17 protein-coding genes are annotated in these 18,227 nt (G+C 61.6%); 10 read left to right on the plus strand and 7 right to left on the minus strand.

Going from position 1 to position 18,227, the window contains the following annotated elements; all coding sequences use genetic code 11:
* Positions 1 to 189 precede the first annotated feature (189 nt).
* From BW967_RS01655 to BW967_RS01665, 3 genes are all read right to left on the minus strand, one after another.
* Entirely contained in the window at positions 190 to 1,503 is a 1,314-nt protein-coding gene (locus BW967_RS01655; RefSeq protein ID WP_076483288.1) for an ABC transporter substrate-binding protein, read from the minus strand.
* A gap of 202 nt (positions 1,504 to 1,705) precedes the next feature.
* Positions 1,706 to 2,650 (minus strand): sugar-binding transcriptional regulator, encoded by a 945-nt coding sequence (locus BW967_RS01660; RefSeq protein ID WP_108188558.1) that lies wholly within the window; start codon positions 2,648 to 2,650, stop codon positions 1,706 to 1,708.
* A gap of 17 nt (positions 2,651 to 2,667) precedes the next feature.
* Positions 2,668 to 3,324: an HAD family hydrolase gene (locus tag BW967_RS01665; RefSeq protein ID WP_076483290.1), complete on the minus strand. Its 657-nt coding sequence runs from the start codon at positions 3,322 to 3,324 to the stop codon at positions 2,668 to 2,670.
* Positions 3,325 to 3,503: 179 nt separating this feature from the next.
* Between BW967_RS01665 and BW967_RS01670 the strand changes: the two genes are divergently transcribed.
* The 10 genes from BW967_RS01670 to rplI all read left to right on the plus strand — a co-directional run bounded on the left by BW967_RS01670 (position 3,504) and on the right by rplI (position 12,371).
* Positions 3,504 to 4,517 carry a sugar ABC transporter substrate-binding protein gene (locus BW967_RS01670; protein WP_076483577.1) on the plus strand — a complete coding sequence of 338 codons (1,014 nt, stop codon included), beginning with the start codon at positions 3,504 to 3,506 and terminating at the stop codon, positions 4,515 to 4,517.
* A gap of 74 nt (positions 4,518 to 4,591) precedes the next feature.
* Positions 4,592 to 5,668, plus strand: a complete 1,077-nt coding sequence (locus BW967_RS01675) for an ABC transporter permease (protein ID WP_076483291.1) — start codon at positions 4,592 to 4,594, stop codon at positions 5,666 to 5,668.
* Positions 5,665 to 6,444, plus strand: coding sequence for an ATP-binding cassette domain-containing protein (locus BW967_RS01680; protein ID WP_076483292.1), 780 nt, complete (start codon positions 5,665 to 5,667; stop codon positions 6,442 to 6,444). Before BW967_RS01675 ends, BW967_RS01680 begins: the two co-directional genes overlap by 4 nt.
* Positions 6,445 to 6,585: 141 nt before the next feature.
* Entirely contained in the window at positions 6,586 to 7,428 is an 843-nt protein-coding gene (locus tag BW967_RS01685; protein WP_076483293.1) for a fumarylacetoacetate hydrolase family protein, read from the plus strand.
* Complete coding sequence (locus BW967_RS01690; RefSeq protein WP_076483294.1) at positions 7,425 to 8,819, plus strand: aldehyde dehydrogenase family protein; 1,395 nt, start codon at positions 7,425 to 7,427, stop codon at positions 8,817 to 8,819. The genes BW967_RS01685 and BW967_RS01690 overlap by 4 nt, the downstream gene beginning before the upstream one ends.
* Positions 8,820 to 8,896: 77 nt before the next feature.
* Positions 8,897 to 9,988, plus strand: a complete 1,092-nt coding sequence (locus tag BW967_RS01695; protein ID WP_076483295.1) for a Hint domain-containing protein — start codon at positions 8,897 to 8,899, stop codon at positions 9,986 to 9,988.
* A gap of 116 nt (positions 9,989 to 10,104) precedes the next feature.
* Positions 10,105 to 11,022 (plus strand): DMT family transporter, encoded by a 918-nt coding sequence (locus BW967_RS01700; RefSeq protein ID WP_076483296.1) that lies wholly within the window; start codon positions 10,105 to 10,107, stop codon positions 11,020 to 11,022.
* A 135-nt stretch (positions 11,023 to 11,157) separates the two neighbouring features.
* Complete coding sequence (gene rpsF, locus BW967_RS01705) at positions 11,158 to 11,538, plus strand: 30S ribosomal protein S6 (RefSeq protein ID WP_076483297.1); 381 nt, start codon at positions 11,158 to 11,160, stop codon at positions 11,536 to 11,538.
* A gap of 17 nt (positions 11,539 to 11,555) precedes the next feature.
* Positions 11,556 to 11,783 carry a 30S ribosomal protein S18 gene (gene rpsR, locus BW967_RS01710; protein ID WP_076483298.1) on the plus strand — a complete coding sequence of 76 codons (228 nt, stop codon included), beginning with the start codon at positions 11,556 to 11,558 and terminating at the stop codon, positions 11,781 to 11,783.
* Positions 11,784 to 11,795: 12 nt separating this feature from the next.
* Positions 11,796 to 12,371, plus strand: a complete 576-nt coding sequence (gene rplI / locus BW967_RS01715) for a 50S ribosomal protein L9 (protein WP_076483299.1) — start codon at positions 11,796 to 11,798, stop codon at positions 12,369 to 12,371.
* 240 nt (positions 12,372 to 12,611) lie between these two features.
* Here the strand turns inward: rplI and BW967_RS01720 are convergent, their stop codons facing one another.
* The 4 genes from BW967_RS01720 to BW967_RS01735 are packed head-to-tail and all read right to left on the minus strand — an operon-like array spanning position 12,612 to position 18,219.
* Positions 12,612 to 14,165, minus strand: a complete 1,554-nt coding sequence (locus BW967_RS01720) for a Ppx/GppA family phosphatase (RefSeq protein ID WP_076483300.1) — start codon at positions 14,163 to 14,165, stop codon at positions 12,612 to 12,614.
* A 36-nt stretch (positions 14,166 to 14,201) separates the two neighbouring features.
* Positions 14,202 to 16,376: an RNA degradosome polyphosphate kinase gene (locus BW967_RS01725; protein WP_076483301.1), complete on the minus strand. Its 2,175-nt coding sequence runs from the start codon at positions 16,374 to 16,376 to the stop codon at positions 14,202 to 14,204.
* A gap of 51 nt (positions 16,377 to 16,427) precedes the next feature.
* Positions 16,428 to 17,102 carry a P-loop NTPase family protein gene (locus tag BW967_RS01730; protein WP_076483302.1) on the minus strand — a complete coding sequence of 225 codons (675 nt, stop codon included), beginning with the start codon at positions 17,100 to 17,102 and terminating at the stop codon, positions 16,428 to 16,430.
* 1 nt (position 17,103) lies between these two features.
* Positions 17,104 to 18,219, minus strand: a complete 1,116-nt coding sequence (locus BW967_RS01735) for an AI-2E family transporter (protein WP_076483303.1) — start codon at positions 18,217 to 18,219, stop codon at positions 17,104 to 17,106.
* Positions 18,220 to 18,227: the final 8 nt, after the last annotated feature.

Consider the following 18,227-nt stretch of genomic DNA (forward strand, 5'->3'; position numbering starts at 1 on the left):
TCCGGCTGGCGGGGGCGCAGGCGCACAAAAAGCGCGGGCGCCTTGATCGGAAATAGGGGGCGGCGGATGCGCCGCAATCGGTCGAAAGGGGACGGCCCGCAGGCCGCCCAAGTGGCCTTCATGCGGCAGGTCGGGAGCCTGCCTGCATGTGAGCGACGGGGGACCGGGAGGCCCCCCTGGGAAGTGCCATTACTTGATGTAACCGGCCTTTTTCATCTCGCGCGTGGTCAGCGCTTGCGCGGCGGCAAGGGCATCATCGGCGGAGGTGGTGCCTGCAAGGGCGGCCGAGAATTGCTGGCCAACGGCGGTGCCGATGCCTTGGAATTCCGGGATCGCCACGAATTGCACGCCGACATAAGGCACCGGGTCAACCGTCGGGTTGGTCGGGTCCGCCGCATTGATCGAGTTCAGCGTCATCGCCGCGAACGGCACTTTTTGATACTCGGGGTTTTCATAAAGCGAGGTGCGGGTGCCCGGCGGTACGTTCGCCCAACCCTCATGTTCGGCCACAAGCGCGGTGTAGTCTTTCGAGGTTGCCCATTCGACAAAGGTCTTCGCGGCTTCGGCTTTTTGCGTGCCTGCCGGGATCGCAAGGTTCCACGCCCATAGCCAGTTGCCGTGTTTGGCAATGCCCGCCTTGTTCGGCGCCAGCGCAAAGCCCACACGGTCCGCAACGGTGCTGTCATTGGGGTTGGTCACGAAAGACGCGGCCACGGTCGCATCAATCCACATGCCGCAATGGCCTTGTTGGAACAGCGCAAGGTTCTCGTTGAAACCATTGTTCGACGCGCCGGGCGGGCCGTAATTGGTCATCATGTCGAGATAGTCGGTGAGCGTTTCTTTCCACGCCGCGCCGTCAAACTGCGGGTTCCACTCCATGTCGAACCATTTCGCGCCGTAGCTGTTGGCCATCGCGCTCAGGAACGCCATGTTTTCGCCCCAGCCCGCTTTGCCACGTAGGCAGATGCCGTAAATCTCGTTGTCGCGGTCGGTCATCGCCGCAGCAGCGGCTTTGACATCGTCCCACGTGGGCTCGGCCGGCATGGTCAGCCCCGCCGCTTCCATCAGATCGGTGCGATACATGATCATCGAGCTTTCACCGTAGAACGGCGCGGCATAAAGCTTGCCATCCACGGTCAGACCGCCGCGGATCGCGGGCAGCAGGTCGTCTACATCGTAGGCGGCATCAAATTCGAGCGGCAGGAGCCAGCCTTGTTTGCCCCAGATCGGCGCTTCATAGGTGCCGATCGTCATCACGTCATATTGCCCGCCCTTGGTGGCAATATCGGTCGTAACCTTTTGGCGTAGAACGTTTTCTTCCAGCGTGACCCAGTCAACTTTGATGTCGGGGTGCTTGGCGTAAAAATCATCCATCAGGCCCTGCATGCGGACCATATCGCCATTGTTGACGGTGGCAACGGTGATCGTGGTTTCGGCCAGCGCGGCAGTCGCCAACGCCGACAGAGCACAGGCGCCCATCAGCGCCCGGATCTTGGTGTTCATGGTTCTCCTCCCAGAGTTTGAGCAAATGCCCAACCAGTGAGTAAATGTTCACTTACGGGCGGCATTCTGTCAATCGTGAAAATTCAGGCTAGGCGAAAGAAGGTTTACGATCTGTTAACATTCATAAATGACGTGTGAACGACGCCGCTTTCGCGGCACCGAGCAGGCGCAGCATTTGTGAGGTGGGGCGTTTGGGCGGGGTCTAGTCCAGCAGCGCGCGGGCGGTCGATTCGTCGGTCACCAGCCCGTTGATCAGCCGCCCCTTGAGCGCGGCTTGCATCGCTTGCAGTTTGGATTTGCCCGCCGCAATGCCGATCACCGGCTTTTCGCGCCCCGCTGGAATGCGGAACGATCCAATCAGCCTAGTCGTTTCGGTGTCGATATAGCGTCCCTCAGCATCAATCACGCCGCCGACAATCTCACCCGCTGCCCCTGCAGCCAGCAGGTCATCGAGCTGTGCGCGGGTGATGAACCCATCTTTGAAAAGTGGCGCTTCCTCGTTGATTTGACCAATGCCGACAAAGGTTACATCGGCTTGTTCGGCCAATTGCATCACCGCTTGCACCGGGCGCAACGCATTGAACAGCGCGCGTTCGGCGGCGGTGTCGGTGATCACCGGCACCAGCATCGGGTAATGGGGCAATTGCAGCTTATCGGCCATGCGCATAATCACGTCATAAAAGCTGGCCGAGCCATCGGGCGCGATGTTGGAAATGAGCGAAACGATCCGGTGCTGGGCATGGGGCGTGCGCATCACCTCGGAGGCCATCGCCGAAAGCGCGCGCCCGGTGCCAAAGGCAATGATCAGCGGCTCCGCCTCGGCCAAATAGCGTTCGAGCAATTGCGCAGCGGCGGGCGCGGTGGCATGCGCGGTGTCCACGCCTTCGGGCAGGGCAGGGACCACGCGCGCCAGTTGCAGATCAAACCGCCTCACAAGCGCGGCCTCTAGGTCCAGACAGGCAGAGATCTTATGCTCAAGCCGCACATGTACCAGCCCGTCCGCCATGGCTTTTGCCACCAGCCGTTGCGCGCGTTGGCGCGACACGCCCAGCTCAGCGGCGACTTGGTCTTGGGTCAAACCGCCAACGTAATAGAGCCAGCCTGCGCGGGCGGCCTCATCTTGCGGGGTGGGGTCGGGCTCTGCCATCACTGCCATCCTTGCGCCTAGCGCCCCGCCAGCAGGGTCTCGAATTGGCTGAAATCATCGAAGCTGAGCGCGGGGCGCGCATCTTCGGGCGGGATCAGGTCTTGGCCCGCCAAATGGCTGCCGCCGGTGAAGCGCCAAACCTCCATCCCCGCCGCCAGCCCCGCGCGAATGCCATTGAGGCTGTCTTCAATCACCAAACAGCGCGCAGGATCGGCCCCCATCTCTTGCGCGGCAAGAAAGAACAGATCCGGCGCGGGCTTGCCGTTTTGCACTTGGCTGGCGGTGTAAAGCCTTGGCCCAACGCGCCCGGTCAGCCCCGCAATTTCCAGCGAGCGTTCGGCGCGCGGGCGGGAGGACGATGTCGCCACGCACCACGGCAGGCTAATCCGGTCCAACAGCGCCACCACGCCGGGCATCACCTGCATGTCGCGTTCAAAGGCGGCCAGCAGCCGCTCACGGTAGCGCGCTTCAAATTCCTCGGGCAGATCAAGGCCGAACTCGAGCCGCACCTGTTTGAGCACAGTAGGATAAGATCGACCCAGAAAATGGCGCGCCACATAATCGAGATCGATCTCGACGCCATTCAGCGCGAGTTCCGCGATCAGCATCTGTGCCGAGATGATCTCACTATCGATCAAAACCCCGTCACAATCAAAAATCACCAGATCGAACATGGCGGCCTCCTTCAAGCACCCTAACCTCAAGCGCTACGCCAGAAAAGAGGGTGGGTGATTGCGCTAGCAGATAATAAATCAACTAGATTTATATATTGACCCTGCCTGCGACTCGCGCCACTCTCACCGCGACCCCTTGAGGAGGGGGTCATGTGATAACGGGAGGAGATACCGTGATGATGCGCAAAGCAGCCCTTTTGGGCGCTTCGGTTCTGGCGTTTACGGCCCTTGCGGGCGCGGCTTCGGCTGAGGTGAGCGCCTGCTTGATCACCAAGACCGACACCAACCCCTTCTTCGTGAAGATGAAGGAAGGCGCGACGGCCAAGGCCGAGGAAATGGGCATCCAGCTCTCGACCTATGCAGGCAAAATTGATGGCGACGTCGAAACACAGATCGCGGCGGTGGAAAGCTGCATCGCGGGTGGCGCCAAGGGCATTTTGATCACGCCCTCCGACAGCCGCGCTTTGGCGCCGGTGGTGGGCCAAGCGCGTGATGCGGGGCTTTTGGTGATTGCGCTCGACACCCCCTTTGAGCCCGCCGACACGGCCGACGCGACCTTTGCCACCGACAACTTCTTGGCGGGGGAGCTGATCGGCAAATGGGCGGCAGCGAAAATGGGCGATACTTCGGGGGCGAAGATCGCGCTTTTGGACCTCAACCCCTCTGAAGTTTCGGTTGATTACCTGCGCGACCAAGGCTTCCTGACGGGCTTTGGCGTCGATGTGAAAGACCCCAAAGACATTGGTGATGAAGACGATCCGCGCATCGTTGGCAATGATGTCACGAACGGCAACGAAGAAGGTGGCCGGACCGCGATGGAAAACCTGCTGCAAAAAGACAGCGGTGTGAATGTCGTCTACACGATCAACGAACCCGCTGCGGCGGGCGCTTATGAGGCGCTCAAGGCCGTGGGGCTGGAAAGCCAAGCGATGATCGTTTCGGTCGATGGCGGCTGCCCGGGCGTGCAAAACGTGGCCGATGGGGTGATCGGCGCGACCTCAATGCAATTCCCGCTTCTGATGGCCTCCAAAGGGGTTGAGGCGATTGCCGCCTTTGCCGCCGATGGCACCAAGCCGCAAAACTCCGAAGGGCTCGACTTCTTCAACACCGGTGTGACGCTGGTGACCGATGAGCCGGTTGAGGGCGTGCCCTCGATCACCTCGGAAGAAGCGCTGCATCAGTGCTGGGGCTGATCTAGCCCAAAATGGAACGAGAGAGGCGGTTTCCGCCTCTCTTTTCGCATCAGCAGGCACGGGAGGGGTGGCGCATGAGCGAGACGGGGAGCCCAAAGGGGCAAGAGTTCGAGCATATGCTCGGCCAAAGCGACAAGCGCGTCGCGCAGTTTGATGATCGACCGAAGGGCTTGGTCGAAAAGCTGCAACATATGCTGCATGGCAATCCAACGCTGGTGCCGGTGATCGTACTGGTTGCGGCAATTGTGGTCTTTGGCCTTGTCGCGGGGGATCGGTTCTTTTCGCCCTTCAACCTGTCGCTGATCTTGCAGCAGGTCTCGATCATCGGGATTTTGGCCGCCGCGCAATCGCTTATTGTGCTCACTGCCGGGATCGACCTTTCCGTCGCGGCGATCATGGTGCTGATGTCGGTGATCGCGGGCAATCTTGCCGTTTATATGGGCGTGCCGCCGGTTTTGGCGCTGGCCGTGGCCTTTGCGGGGGGCACGGGCGCGGGGCTGATGAACGGCTTCCTTGTGACCAAAGTGAAACTGCCGCCCTTCATCACCACGCTCGGCACATGGTCGATTTTCTATGCGCTGAACCTCTGGCTTTCGGGCGCGCAATCCATCCGCAGCCAAGACATCGACAAAAACGCACCGCTTCTGAAATTCTGGGGGGAAGGGTTCGCCTTCTTTGGCGCCAAGGTCACCTATGGCTCCCTTTTGATGATCGCGGTCTTCTTGGGCCTTTGGTACATGCTCAACAAAACCGCTTGGGGCCGCCATGTCTATGCCGTGGGCGATGACAAGGAAGCGGCCGAACTGGCGGGCATTCAGGCTGACCGGGTTTTGCTGTCGGTCTATGGGATGGCGGGGCTTGTCTGCGCCATTGCCGCTTGGGCCGCGATTGGCCGCGTTGGCTCGATCTCGCCGCAATCCTTTTATGAGGGCAATCTGCAATCCATCACTGCCGTTGTGGTGGGGGGGATTTCGCTTTTCGGCGGGCGCGGCTCCATTCTCGGGGCGCTCTTTGGGGCGCTCATTGTGGGCGTGTTTCAATCGGGCCTGCGGCTCGCCAATGTGGATGTGCTGTGGCAGGTCTTCGCGATTGGCTGGCTGATCATCATCGCCGTCGCGATTGACCAATGGATCCGGAAGGTGTCGAAATGAGCATCCAACCCATTCTCTCCGCCCGTGGCCTTGTGAAACGCTATGGCAAAGTGACCGCGCTCGACCATGCCGATTTTGAGCTTTATCCGGGCGAAATTCTGGCCGTAATTGGCGATAATGGCGCGGGCAAATCCACCTTGATCAAGGCGCTTTGCGGCGCGGTGCAGCCCGATGCGGGTGAGATTTTCCTTGATGGAAAGCCCGTTCATTTTGCCTCCCCGATGCAGGCGCAAGAGGCAGGGATTGCCACGGTCTATCAAACCCTGGCCCTGTCGCCCGCGCTGTCGATTGTGGACAATATGTTCATGGGGCGGGAAATCCGCAAACCCGGTATTGCGGGCTCGGTTTTCCGCGCGCTCGATCATGGCGCGATGCGCGACTTCGCGCGCGAGAAGCTGAGTGAACTTGGCCTGATGACCATCCAAAACATCGACCAAACGGTGGAAACGCTTTCGGGCGGGCAGCGTCAAGGCGTGGCGGTGGCGCGCGCGGCGGCTTTTGGCTCCAAGGTGATCATTCTGGATGAGCCCACCGCCGCGCTCGGCGTCAAAGAAAGCCGCCGGGTGTTGGAGTTGATCTTGGATGTGAAGGCGCGCGGCATTCCGATCATCCTGATCTCGCACAATATGCCCCATGTGTTTGAAGTGGCCGACCGCATCCATGTGCACCGCCTTGGGCGCCGCCTGTGTGTGATCGACCCGAAGACGCATTCGATGTCCGATGCGGTGGCCTACATGACCGGGGCGAAAGCGCCCGAGGGCATGGAAGCCGCCTAAACGATCAAACCCGGCGCGCCCCACTCACGGAACTTGCGCAAAGGGTGAGGCCCGGGGTCGCCCCCGGGCCTTTGGTCTTGCCCGAAGCCTGCCTTCCGGTCCAATCTTGCGCCAAAGAACTGCAGGAGGCAGGGGGGAAGAATGAAACTGGTTCGTTATGGCGACAAAGGCTTTGAAAAGCCGGGGCTTTTGCACACCGATGGCACGTTGCGTGACCTCAGCCGGGTGGTGCGCGATATTGATGGCGCGGCGCTTTCCGATGCGGGGCTGTCGCGGCTGGAATGGGTCGATGCTGCGATGCTGCCGATTGTGCCCGAAGGCGTGCGTTTGGGGGCCCCCGTCGCCAATGTTGGCAAGCTGATTGCGGTCGGTCTGAACTATGCCGATCACGCCGCCGAGTCTGGCATGGATGTGCCACCCGAGCCGGTGTTGTTCATGAAAGCGACCTCGGCGATTTCCGGCCCCGATGACCCGATCGAATTGCCGCGCGGCTCCACCAAGCTGGATTGGGAGGTGGAACTGGCCTTTGTGATCGGCACCCGCGCCAAATACGTCCCCCTCGAGAGTGCGATGGATCATGTGGCGGGCTATATGATCTGCAATGATGTGTCGGAGCGCAGCTTCCAAATTGAACATGCGGGCCAATGGGTCAAAGGCAAAAGCCATGACAGCTTTGCCCCCCTCGGCCCGTGGTTGGTGACGAAGGAAGAGGTGCCCGATCCGCAAAACCTGTCGCTTTGGCTGGATGTGAACGGCTCCCGTCGCCAAAACGGCTCGACCGCGACAATGGTCTATGGCGTCGCTTATCTGGTGCATTACATCAGCCAGTTCATGACGCTGGAGCCGGGCGATATCATCACCACCGGCACGCCGCCCGGTGTGGGGATGGGCATGGATCCGCCGCAATTCCTGTGGGAAGGCGATACGGTCGATCTGGGGGTTGAGGGGCTGGGCCAACAGCATCAGCGCGTGGTGCTGGTGTGACCCCGGCCGAGGTCTACACCCAACTCGCTGCAGGCGATGCGGCGCGGCGCACGGGCTTTACGCTTGCGAAGCGCCGCGCAGTTTTGGCGAAACTGGCCGCCGAATTGCGCGCGCGCGAAAGCGAGATCATGGCCGCTTTGGCCGCCGATCTTGGTAAGCCGCCGGTTGAGGTGCGGATCTCGGAAATCATTCCCATCCTGTCGGAAATCCGGCACACGACCAAACATCTGAAGCGCTGGGCCAAGCCACGCCGGGTTTGGCCCACGCTTTCCATGCTGGGCACACGCGGTACGATCCGGCCCGAGCCCAAGGGCACGGTGCTGATCATCGCGCCGTGGAACTATCCGCTGTGCCTCGCGCTTGGCTCGTTGGTCTCGGCGATTGCGGCGGGCAATGCGGCGGTGATCAAACCCTCGGAACTCGCGCCCGCCACCTCGGCGCTGATCGCCCAAATCGCCGCGGCTGCACTGCCCGCTGATCTTGTGGCGGTGGTGGAAGGGGGCGTGGAGGTTTCGACCGAGCTTCTTGCCCAGCCCTTTGACCACATCTTCTTTACCGGCTCGCCCGCTGTGGGGCGCGTGGTGATGGCGGCGGCGGCGAAAACGCTGGCCTCTGTGACGCTGGAATTGGGCGGGAAATCTCCGGTTATTCTTGGCCCCGGCGCAAATCTGCAAAAAGCCGCGCGGATGGTGGCTTGGGGCAAGTTTCAAAACGCGGGCCAAACCTGCATCGCGCCCGATCATGTCTATGTGCCGCGCGCCGATCAGGCCGCCTTCACCCAAGCCCTGCGCGCCGAGATTGCTAAGATGTATGGCGCCACGCCCGAAACCTCGCGCAGCTTCGCGCGGCTGATTGGGGCGCGCCATTTCTCCCGGCTCAAGGGCTTGCTGGATGAGGCGCTGGCCAAAGGCGCGACCCTTATCACTGGGGGGGAGGCGGAAGAGGCCGCGCGCTATCTCGCCCCCACGGTGTTGACCGATGTGCCGGGCGAGGCCGCGCTTATGCGCGAAGAGATTTTCGGCCCGGTGCTTCCGGTGATCGCCTATGACGCTCTTGAGACGGTGCTGGCCGAAATTGAGGCGGGGGAAAAGCCGCTCGCGCTTTACCTCTTCACCAAGGACCGCGCCTTGATCAACCGTATCAGCGCCGCCACCACTTCGGGCGGGGTGGGGGTGAATGTGACGCTTGCGCATTTCCTGCACCTCAACCTGCCCTTTGGTGGGGTGGGCAATTCGGGCCTAGGGGCTGCGCATGGCCGCTGGGGCTTTGCCGCTTTCAGCCATGAAAAGCCGATCTTGGAAAACCGCTTTGCGGTGCTGGACCCGTTGATGCCGCCCTATACAAAAATGAGCGCGCGGTTCGCCAAAGCGGTGCAAAAGCTGGTGGGCTAAGCCTTAGGGTAAAGGCGCGAAAGGGTTTGTTTACCAAGCGCGATTAGGGTTTGGGAAACAGCCTCCCCAAGCCCTAAATGACCCTCACCATTTACGCCATCGACAATCAGTTTGCGGCTGCCACGGGCTCCAACATCGGCTCGGGGGCGGGCACCTCTACGTTTGACTATCCGCCGAACTCGTCGAAGGATCTGGTGATCCAATCGCAACCCGGCGATCCCTCTCCCTATATCTTCTCGCCGGGGGATACTTACACGATCACCTTCGGAGGCAATGGCGGCGACACGATTGCGAATGCCACGATCATCCGGTCCGATTTCATCGACCTCAATGGCGACAGTGGCTATGCGGTGGTGTTTGAGGGGCTTGATAGCCATGGCGATCTGATCCAACTCGTTTGGACCCCGGATTTTGATTTGGAAACATGGTATTGGGATAATTTTGACTCTGGCAACCCGCCGGGCTTCTATACCACGGACCAATCCCCAACCACCTATCAGATGCCCTGTTTTGATGCCCGCACGCGGGTGCAAACGCCTGAAGGTGAGCGCGCCATCGCCTGCCTGCGCCCCGGTGATGTGGTGGACACGCGCGACAACGGCCCGCAAGCTTTACGCTGGATCGGGCGGTTTGATGTGGCGGGCGTTGGGCGGTCGATGCCGGTCTGGTTTGAAACGGGCGTTTTGGGCAATACCCGGCCTTTGCTGCTCAGCCGCCAGCATCGGGTGCTGCTTACCGACCCGCAGGGGGAAGAGGTGCTGGTGCCCGCCGCCGCGCTGCTCAACGGCGCCACGGTGCGGCTGCAACCGCTCGACCGGATCGCCTATGTGCATCTGCTGTTTGAGCGCCATGAGATCATTTTGGCCGAGGGTTGTGCCTGCGAAACGCTGCTGCTCAAGCGTACCACGGCGGGGTATTTGGCCGATCAGCATATTCCCGGCCTGCCGCAAGCGATGGGCGGGCTGGCGCAAACCCCGGCGCGGCCCATTTTGACGACGCGGGCTGGCGAACAGCTTTGGGCGCGGATACAAAAAGCCACGGGGCGCAAGCGGGCAATGTTTGGCAAGCGGGGCCGTTCGCAAGCCGCGATCTTCACCTTTGTGCCCTGCACCACAGGCGCGCACGCCAATTGCCGCGCGGTAGAGGCCGAAGACCCCGCGCCGGTCTGAGTGCTGACCCACGATGCCCTGATGGCACGCCCTTAACCTCGCGTCCCTGCGCGCTGCTGCCCCCTTGCTCCCGCGCACATTTCGGCTCACACCGGGGCAAAAGCGGGGAGGCGGGGATGAGTGAGGCAAAGGCATCAGGTGGCTGGAAGCTTTGGGCAGTGCTGGCGCTGCCGCCGCTGTTCTGGGCGGGCAATTTCATCGTGGCGCGCTATTCGCGCGGCGAATGGCCCCCCGTCAGCCTTGCCTATGGCCGCTGGGTGATCGCGCTGATCGCGCTTTTGCCCTTTGCTTGGCCACATCTCAAACGCGATTGGCCGCTTTATAAACGCTACTTCTGGCGCATCGTCGGGCTTTCTGTGCCCGGCGTTGTGGCCTTTAACACGCTGATTTATTGGGGCTTGCAGACAACGCCTGCCACCAATGGGATGCTGCTCAATTCCTCGATCCCGCTGTTGATCTTGCTCATCGGCGCGCTTTTCTGGGGGCAGCGCTTGGGGCTGTGGCAGGTCTTGGGCCTGATTGTCTCCACGCTGGGCGTGGCGGTGGTGATCTTGCAAGGTTCGCTCGCCCGCGCGCTGGCGCTTGATTTCGCGCAGGGCGACTTGATCATTTTCACCGCGATGATCGCTTGGGCCTTTTACACGATGGGGCTGAAGCTCTTCCCGCCAGAGGTGAACCGGATCGGCCTCTTGGCGGTGCAGATCATCCTTGCACTGCCGATGCTTGCGCCGTTCTTGGCGCTGGAGCTTTGGCTCGGCTATCGGCCGATCTTCACCCCGGCTTCGATTGCCTCGCTCGCCTATATCGGCATTGTGCCCTCGGTTCTGGCCTATCTTTTTTATACGCGCGCCGTGGTGCTGGCGGGGCCTGCGCGGGCGGGGCAGTTCATTCACCTGATCCCGGTTTACGGCGCGATCTTGTCGGCGGCCTTCCTGCATGAGCCGCTGCATCTTTACCACGCGGCGGGCTTTGGGCTGATTTTGGGGGGCATTTTGCTCGCCGCCCAAGGCAATCGCGCCGCTGCCAAAGGGTGATTTTGCTTGCACGCGGCGCGCTTTCCCCTATAAGGCCCCATCTTCCGCGCTGATATGAACCGGCGCAGCCTCTCGTGGTGGGTGGCGGAAGGTTACATCCACCGTTGAAGCCGCCTAGTGAAAACAGGAGCCTACATGCCGCTTTACGAGCATGTCCTCATTGCGCGTCAGGATCTGTCCAACGCGCAGGCCGAAGGTCTTTTGGAACATTTTTCCGCCGTGATCGGTGACAACGGGGGCAAAGTCCTCGGCACCGAATACTGGGGCGTGAAAACCATGGCCTACAAGATCAACAAAAACCGCAAAGGCCACTATGGCTTCATGCGGACCGAATCGCCCTCGGGCGCCGTGCAGGAAATGGAGCGTCTCGCCCGTCTGCACGACGACGTGATGCGTGTTCTGACCGTGAAGGTCGACGCCCATGACGAAGGCCCCTCGGTGCAGATGCAAAAACGTGACGAGCGCGAAGAACGCGGCCCCCGTGGCGACCGCGGCCCGCGTCCCGAACGTCGTTGATCGCAGGAGTTTGACCCATGGCTAGCAAACCGTTTTTCCGTCGCCGCAAGGTCTGCCCGTTCTCGGGCGAGAACGCGCCGAAGATCGACTACAAAGACACCCGTCTTCTGCAGCGCTACATCTCGGAGCGTGGCAAGATCGTCCCCGCCCGCATCACCGCCGTTTCGGCCAAGAAACAGCGCGAGCTTGCGCGTGCCATCAAGCGCGCCCGTTTCCTCGCCCTGCTTCCCTATGCCGTGAAGTAAGGAGACAGAGCAATGCAAGTCATCCTTCTGGAACGCGTGGCCAAACTTGGCCAAATGGGCGATGTCGTGAAAGTGCGCGACGGGTATGCTCGCAACTTCCTGCTGCCCCAAGGCAAAGCGCTGCGCGCCAACGAAGCCAACATCAAAAGCTTCGAAGAGCGTAAAGCCCAGCTTGAGGCCCGCAACCTTGAGACCAAAGCCGAAGCGCAAGCTCTGGCCGAGAAACTCGACGGTCAGCAGTTCATCGTGATCCGCTCGGCGTCCGACGCCGGTGCGCTTTACGGTTCGGTCACCACCCGTGACGCCGCCGAAGCGGCCACCACGGGCGGCTTCTCGATCGACAAGCGCCAAGTGGTGCTGAAAGCCCCGATCAAAGACCTCGGCCTGCATGACGTGCACGTTGTGCTGCACCCGGAAGTCGAAGCGACCATCGTCATCAACGTGGCGCGCTCGATGGAAGAAGCCGAAATCCAAGCTTCGGGCAAATCGATCCAAGAACTCGCCGCAGAAGCCGAAGCGGCTGCCGAGTTCGAGATTGCCGAACTGTTCGACGAAGTGGGCGCTGCGGCGGCCGACGACGACGAATAAGAAATCTATCTCCGATCTCGGAGGTTACGAGCCGCGCCCTTCGGGGCGCGGTTTTGTTTGGGGATGGTGCCCCTTTGCCCGGAATCGCCGCTTTAGCGGCCCGGGCAGCGCCCGACCGCCCCCTCGGGCGGGCGCTTGCAACGTTTGGATAAAGAACGCGGGCTGAAGATCTGACACGATAAAACGCCCCGCACATCCGGCAGGCGCCCACCCGGCGGTCATGCGCCGCCCTGTGTCGTCTTACGTCGGCAAAATCGCCATCGGCGTGGCCTTCATCGCGCTTGCGAGCGAGGCAAAGCGTGCCTCGGCCACTTCGCCAAACAGCCCCGCGCCGCGCTTGGTCAGATGCAGCTCGATGGTGTTGGTCTTTTCGTTATAGCTCAACTCGCCCGCATCGCCCGGATCATGGATTGCGAACATCGCGCCAAAGCGCATCGCCTTGCCCAAGATCTCGGCCTCGCGCAATTGCTCGGGTGGCAGCAGATCAAAGAGCGGCGTGAACCGGCTGCCGGAGCGCGAGTTCTTGTAGCGGTGCAACAGCGCCACCCCCAAAAATACCCGTTCGGGGTGGCTCAGTGCCGCCATATTGGCGCGGGTAACATTGTCAAAACACGCCTCGGCCCGGTAATCGGGATGGGTGCGCCAAGTTGTGTCATGCAGCAAACATGCCGCGCGCATCAGCCGGTAGCGCGCGGGGGAGACCTCGCCAAAAAGTGGCTCGATGAAGGCATGCAGCTTTTTGCCAAAGCCCGGCAGCCGCGATTGCCCACGTTCGGCATGGCGGCAGGCCTCTATCAGCGGGTCGCGCGCGCGCAGTTTGTCGGGCATCTGCTCATACAAAAGCCCTTCGCGGATACCGTAAGAGGAAACGTCAATTTCCTTCGGCTGGAAGGTCTCGATCAATTCGCGCAGCACGAGGGATGCCAGCGGCACCAATTCCATCCGCGCCTGCGAGGTGCCGGTTTTCGCCCGCAGATCCGCCAAGTCTTGCTTGCCGATCCAATCGAGCGTTTTGAGAACGCTGTCGGGCTCCATCCGGTATTCATGCAGCACCAAAAGCGGGTATTTGTTGCGCTCCATATCAAGCCGCGCAATCGCCCGCCACGAGCCGCCCACCAGATAAAGCCGGTCGTGATCGGTGCCGAGCTTTTTCGCCAGCCGCTCCACATGGGCGCGGATATGGGCGAGTTGCTCTTTTTTGCCGCCCTCGATCTGTTGCAGCCGGAACGGCCCCAAAGGCGAGGTGTCGCGCTTGCCCACTTTGCGCCCGCCTAAAACGGCGAGTTCCATCGAGTTGCCGCCGATGTCGGAAATTAGGCCCTGCGCCTCGGGCCAGCCCAACAGCACGCCTTGCGCCGAAAGCCGCGCCTCTTCGGTGCCGTCAATCACATGCAGCCGCAGCCCGGTTTCGCGCTCCACTTGGCGCTGAAACTCGGGGCCGTCTTTGGCATCACGCACCGCCGCCGTGGCGACGCAGGTGAGCGGGCCAATATCCATCCCCTTGGCCAGCAATGAAAACCGCTTGAGTGCGATCAGCGCGCGTTCGCGGCCCTTGGGGTTCAGCATCCCGGTTTCGGCAAGCTCTTTGCCCAGCCCCGCCATCACCTTTTCATTGAAGAAATAGGCCGGGCTGCGGGCGGCGCCGTCAAACACCACCATCCGAACCGAGTTGGAGCCAACATCAACCACCCCCACCCGCGACACGGCGCGGGCCGAAGGGTCATCGAACAAAGGCTTTCCAAATGGGTCCCAATCCTCGGCGTCCTCATGCAGGGGAGTGGTCTTTGGGTTCATCGGGCAGCCTTCCGAGTCGATCCGTCCTAAGCGTGATCACGGTATCCTGTGTTCGGGTCCATGGGCAAGCACCGGCACATCTTTTGCGCCCGCCGTGCCACGCCCCGAAAGCGAGGGGTTTTCCATGAAGAACTTGTGGCAGGAGAAAAGTTCCTTGCCCTCGGGCAGGGCGCGGATAAAGCGGCCATCGGGACCAAGCACCCAGCTTTGCGCGGTATCGGCCATGTTCGCCGCCATGATCTGGCCGACGATCTGCGCTTTCACCGTGTCGTTTTTCGCCTCAATCAGCGTTTCCACGCGCCGCGTCAGGTTGCGGCCCATCCAGTCGGCAGAGGAGAAAAACACCCGTGCGCCTTCTGAGGGCAGGCCATGGCCATTGCCAAAACAGACAATCCGCGAATGTTCCAAGAACCGCCCGACAATGGATTTGACGCGGATGTTTTCGCTCAGCCCTTTGATGCCCGGGCGCACGCCGCAGATGCCGCGCACCACGAGCGAGATTTCTACCCCCGCTTGGCTTGCCGCATAAAGCGCATCAATCACATCGGCATCAATCAGTGAGTTGACCTTGGCCCAAATCTCCGCAGGCCGCCCGGCTTTGGCATGCTCTGCCTCGGCGGCGATCATTTCCAAAAGCTTGGGTTTGAGCGAGGTGGGCGAGATCGACAAATTCTCCAACCCCTCGGGCTGCACATAGCCCGACAGATAGTTGAAGACCTTGGTGGCATCGCGCCCCAAGCTCGCATCGCAAGTGAAGAAGCTCAAATCGGTGTAAATCCGCGCCGTGATCGGGTGATAGTTGCCGGTCCCATAGTGGGTGTAGGTGACAAGGTTATCGCCCTCGCGCCGCACCACGGTCGAGATTTTTGCATGCGTTTTCAGATGCATGAAGCCGTAAACGACATGCGCGCCCGCCCGTTCCAGCCGCCGCGATTGGCGGATGTTGGCGGCCTCGTCAAAGCGGGCCTTGAGTTCGACAAGGGCCGTGACCGATTTGCCGTTTTCCGCCGCCTCGCAAAGCGCATCCACGACGGGGCTGTCTTTCGAGGTGCGGTAAAGCGTTTGCTTGATCGCCAGCACATTCGGGTCGTTCGCGGCCTGCGTCAGGAAGCGAATGACCATGTCAAAGGTTTCATAGGGGTGGTGCAGCAGCATGTCCTTATGCCGAATGGCCGAGAACATATCACCGTCATGGTCTTGCACCCGTTCGGGCACGCGCGGCACAAACGGCGGCCAAAGCAGATCGGGGCGGTTATCCAGCACCAGTTCTTTCAGATCGGCGACCCCCAAGAGCCCCTTCACCTCGACCACCTCATCGGGGGCGACGTGCAATTCTTCCATGATCAGGCGGCGCAGCGCGCTTGGCGCGCCGGTGGTGATTTTGAGCCGGATCACTTGGCCGCGACGGCGCCGCTTCAGCGCGGTTTCAAACTCGCGCACAAGGTCTTCGGCTTCGTCTTCGACCTCAAGGTCGCTGTCGCGCAGCACTCTAAACGCGCAATGCCCGGTTTCGGTGTAGCGCGGAAACAGCATATCGAGGTGCAACAGCAGTAATTCTTCCAGCGGCAGGAAGCGTGCCTCGCCGGGCAGGCGGATGAACCGGTCGATCTGCTGCGGGATCGGCAAAAGCGCCTGCATCCGCCGTTTGTCGGCGGTGCGCTCCAACTCCAGCGCCAAGCAAAAGCCGGTGTTGGGGATGAAGGGGAAGGGGTGCGCCGGGTCAATGGCGAGCGGCGACAGCACCGGGAACACTTTCGACAGGAAGTATTCCGCCAAGAAGCTGCGATCTTCGGCGGTGATCGAGGAGCGCGACAACAGATGGATGCCGGTTTCTTCCATCTCGCGGCGCAGCGTGTTCCACGTGGATTGCTGCGTTTCCATCAGCGCGCGGGCATCGGCGTTGATCAGCGTCAACTGTTCAGCAGGGGTCAGCCCATCATCCGAGGGCACGGCATTGCGTTCGCGCACAAGCTCCATCAGGCCGGCCACACGCACGGTGTAAAACTCGTCGAGGTTGGTGGCCGAGATAGAGAGAAACCGCAGCCGCTCCAAAAGCGGCACGCGCTGGTTCGCCGCCTCTTCCAGCACCCGCCAGTTGAAGGCGAGCCAGCTCAGCTCTCGGTTGAAGAAGCGCTTCGGCCCAGCCAGATCCTCCTCCGGAAGTTCATGCGGGACGGGGAAGGGGGCGGTGAGGAAATCTGCCTGAGTCATGGAGCGCTTATGCTTCTGTTATGTGATGGAATTGTGACAGTTTAGGTGCGCTCAACGTAACGTGTCTAGCACTTCGGCAGCCATGGTCCGGGAGATCGGCTTGCGCTCGGCCAAAGCGCGCGCATCGAGCGCCGCCACCAAGGCCCGCGCCGTGCCCAAAGAGCGTTCCATACGCGGCACAAGCCAACTCACCAAAGTGGGTGGCACGATCAATTGCCGGTCGGAGAAAAGCTTGCCCAGAACCGCGCCCAAAAGCACATCATCGGGCGGCGCGATATGCACTGCCGTGGTGGCCTCAAGGCGGCTTTTGAGGTCGGGCAGACGCAGGTGCCAATCGCGCGGCGGGCAATCGGCGGTGAAGAGCACCAAGCCCCCCTCGGCGGCGATCAGGTTCACCAGATGAAACGCCGCTTCTTCGGCGGCCGGGTCGCCGCCCATATGCTGGGCATCTTCCACCACCACAGCGCGCAGCGCGGCCAGCCGTTCCGCCCCGGCATCGGTCAATGCGCGCGCATCTATGATTTCGGCCTTGTGATCCTCGGCCCAGATCGCGCCCAGATGGGTCTTGCCTGCGCCTTCAGGGCCCACCAAGAGCATCCGGCCTGCGGGCCAATGCTCGGGCGTATCAAGGGCTGCCAGTGCCAGCGCATTGGCGCCTGCCACGAAGAAATCTTCGCGTCCCCGGGCTTGCCGCACCGGTAGGTCGAATGCCATTTGCCGCCCCATCTTAGGCCTCATCCTCGGGGGTTTCGGTTGCATCGGAAAGGGTACTGGGGGTGTCTTCGTCTTGCCATTCAAGGCCGCGGTAAAGCCGCCCCTCGCGGTAATGATCCAGCGCAAAGCGGACCAGAACCCCGATCATCGCGGCAAGCGGAACCGCCACCAGCATGCCCACAAAGCCAAACAGCGTGCCAAAGGCCGACAGCGCAAAGATCAGCCACAGCGGGTGCAGCCCGACCGAACTGCCGACCAGCCGCGGGGTGATGATATTGCCCTCGAGGAATTGGCCAACGGCAAAAATGCCCGCGACAATCCCGATCGAGAACCACTCCCCCCAAAACTGATAAAGCGCGAGCCCAATGGCGAGCACGCCGCCCACCAGCGCGCCGACATAGGGGATAAAGGTCAGCATGCCCGCGACCGCCCCGGCCAGCAGGCCAAAGGTCAATCCCGCCGCCATCAGCGCCACACCATAGAAGGTGGCCAAGATCAAACAAACCGAGATTTGCCCGCGCACAAAGCCCGAAAGCACCTTGTCGATTTGGCGGGCCAGTTCGCGGATCGTGGGCGCATGATCGCGCGGCAACAGCGCATCGACCTTGGCGACCATATTGTCCCAATCCAACAGCATGTAAAATGCCACGACCGGCACGACGACAATGAAGACCAGCGCATTGACGACGCTCATCGCCGAGGAAAGCAGCGTTTGCGCCAGTTCCGCCCCGCGCGCCTTGATCGCATTGCCAACGCCCGCCAAGGCCTCGTTCGTGGCCGAGCCCGGCTCCATCAGCGAGGGGAAATGCGTGGTCAGAAAGGCTTGCAACCGCGCGGCAATTTCGGGCGCGGTTTCCACAAGCCCGGTCAACTGGCGCACCAGCGTGGGCAAAATGGCGAGCCCAATCACGACAAAGGCAGAGGTGGCGATAAAGGCAATGGTGGCCGTCGCCACCGCCCGGCTTGCGCCTGCGCGCTCTAGCCGGTCGGCCAGCGGATCAAGGAAGTAGGCAATGGCGCCGCCCACCAAGAAGGGCAGGATCACATCGCCCAACCCCCAAAGCACCACCACAAGCGCGCCCATGGCGACGCCCCAATAGGTAACCTGTTGCCGCACCGGCAAAGCCATGAACTTCT

The sequence above is a fragment of the Rhodobacter aestuarii genome, from assembly GCF_900156655.1.
GTDB lineage: Bacteria > Pseudomonadota > Alphaproteobacteria > Rhodobacterales > Rhodobacteraceae > Rhodobacter > Rhodobacter aestuarii.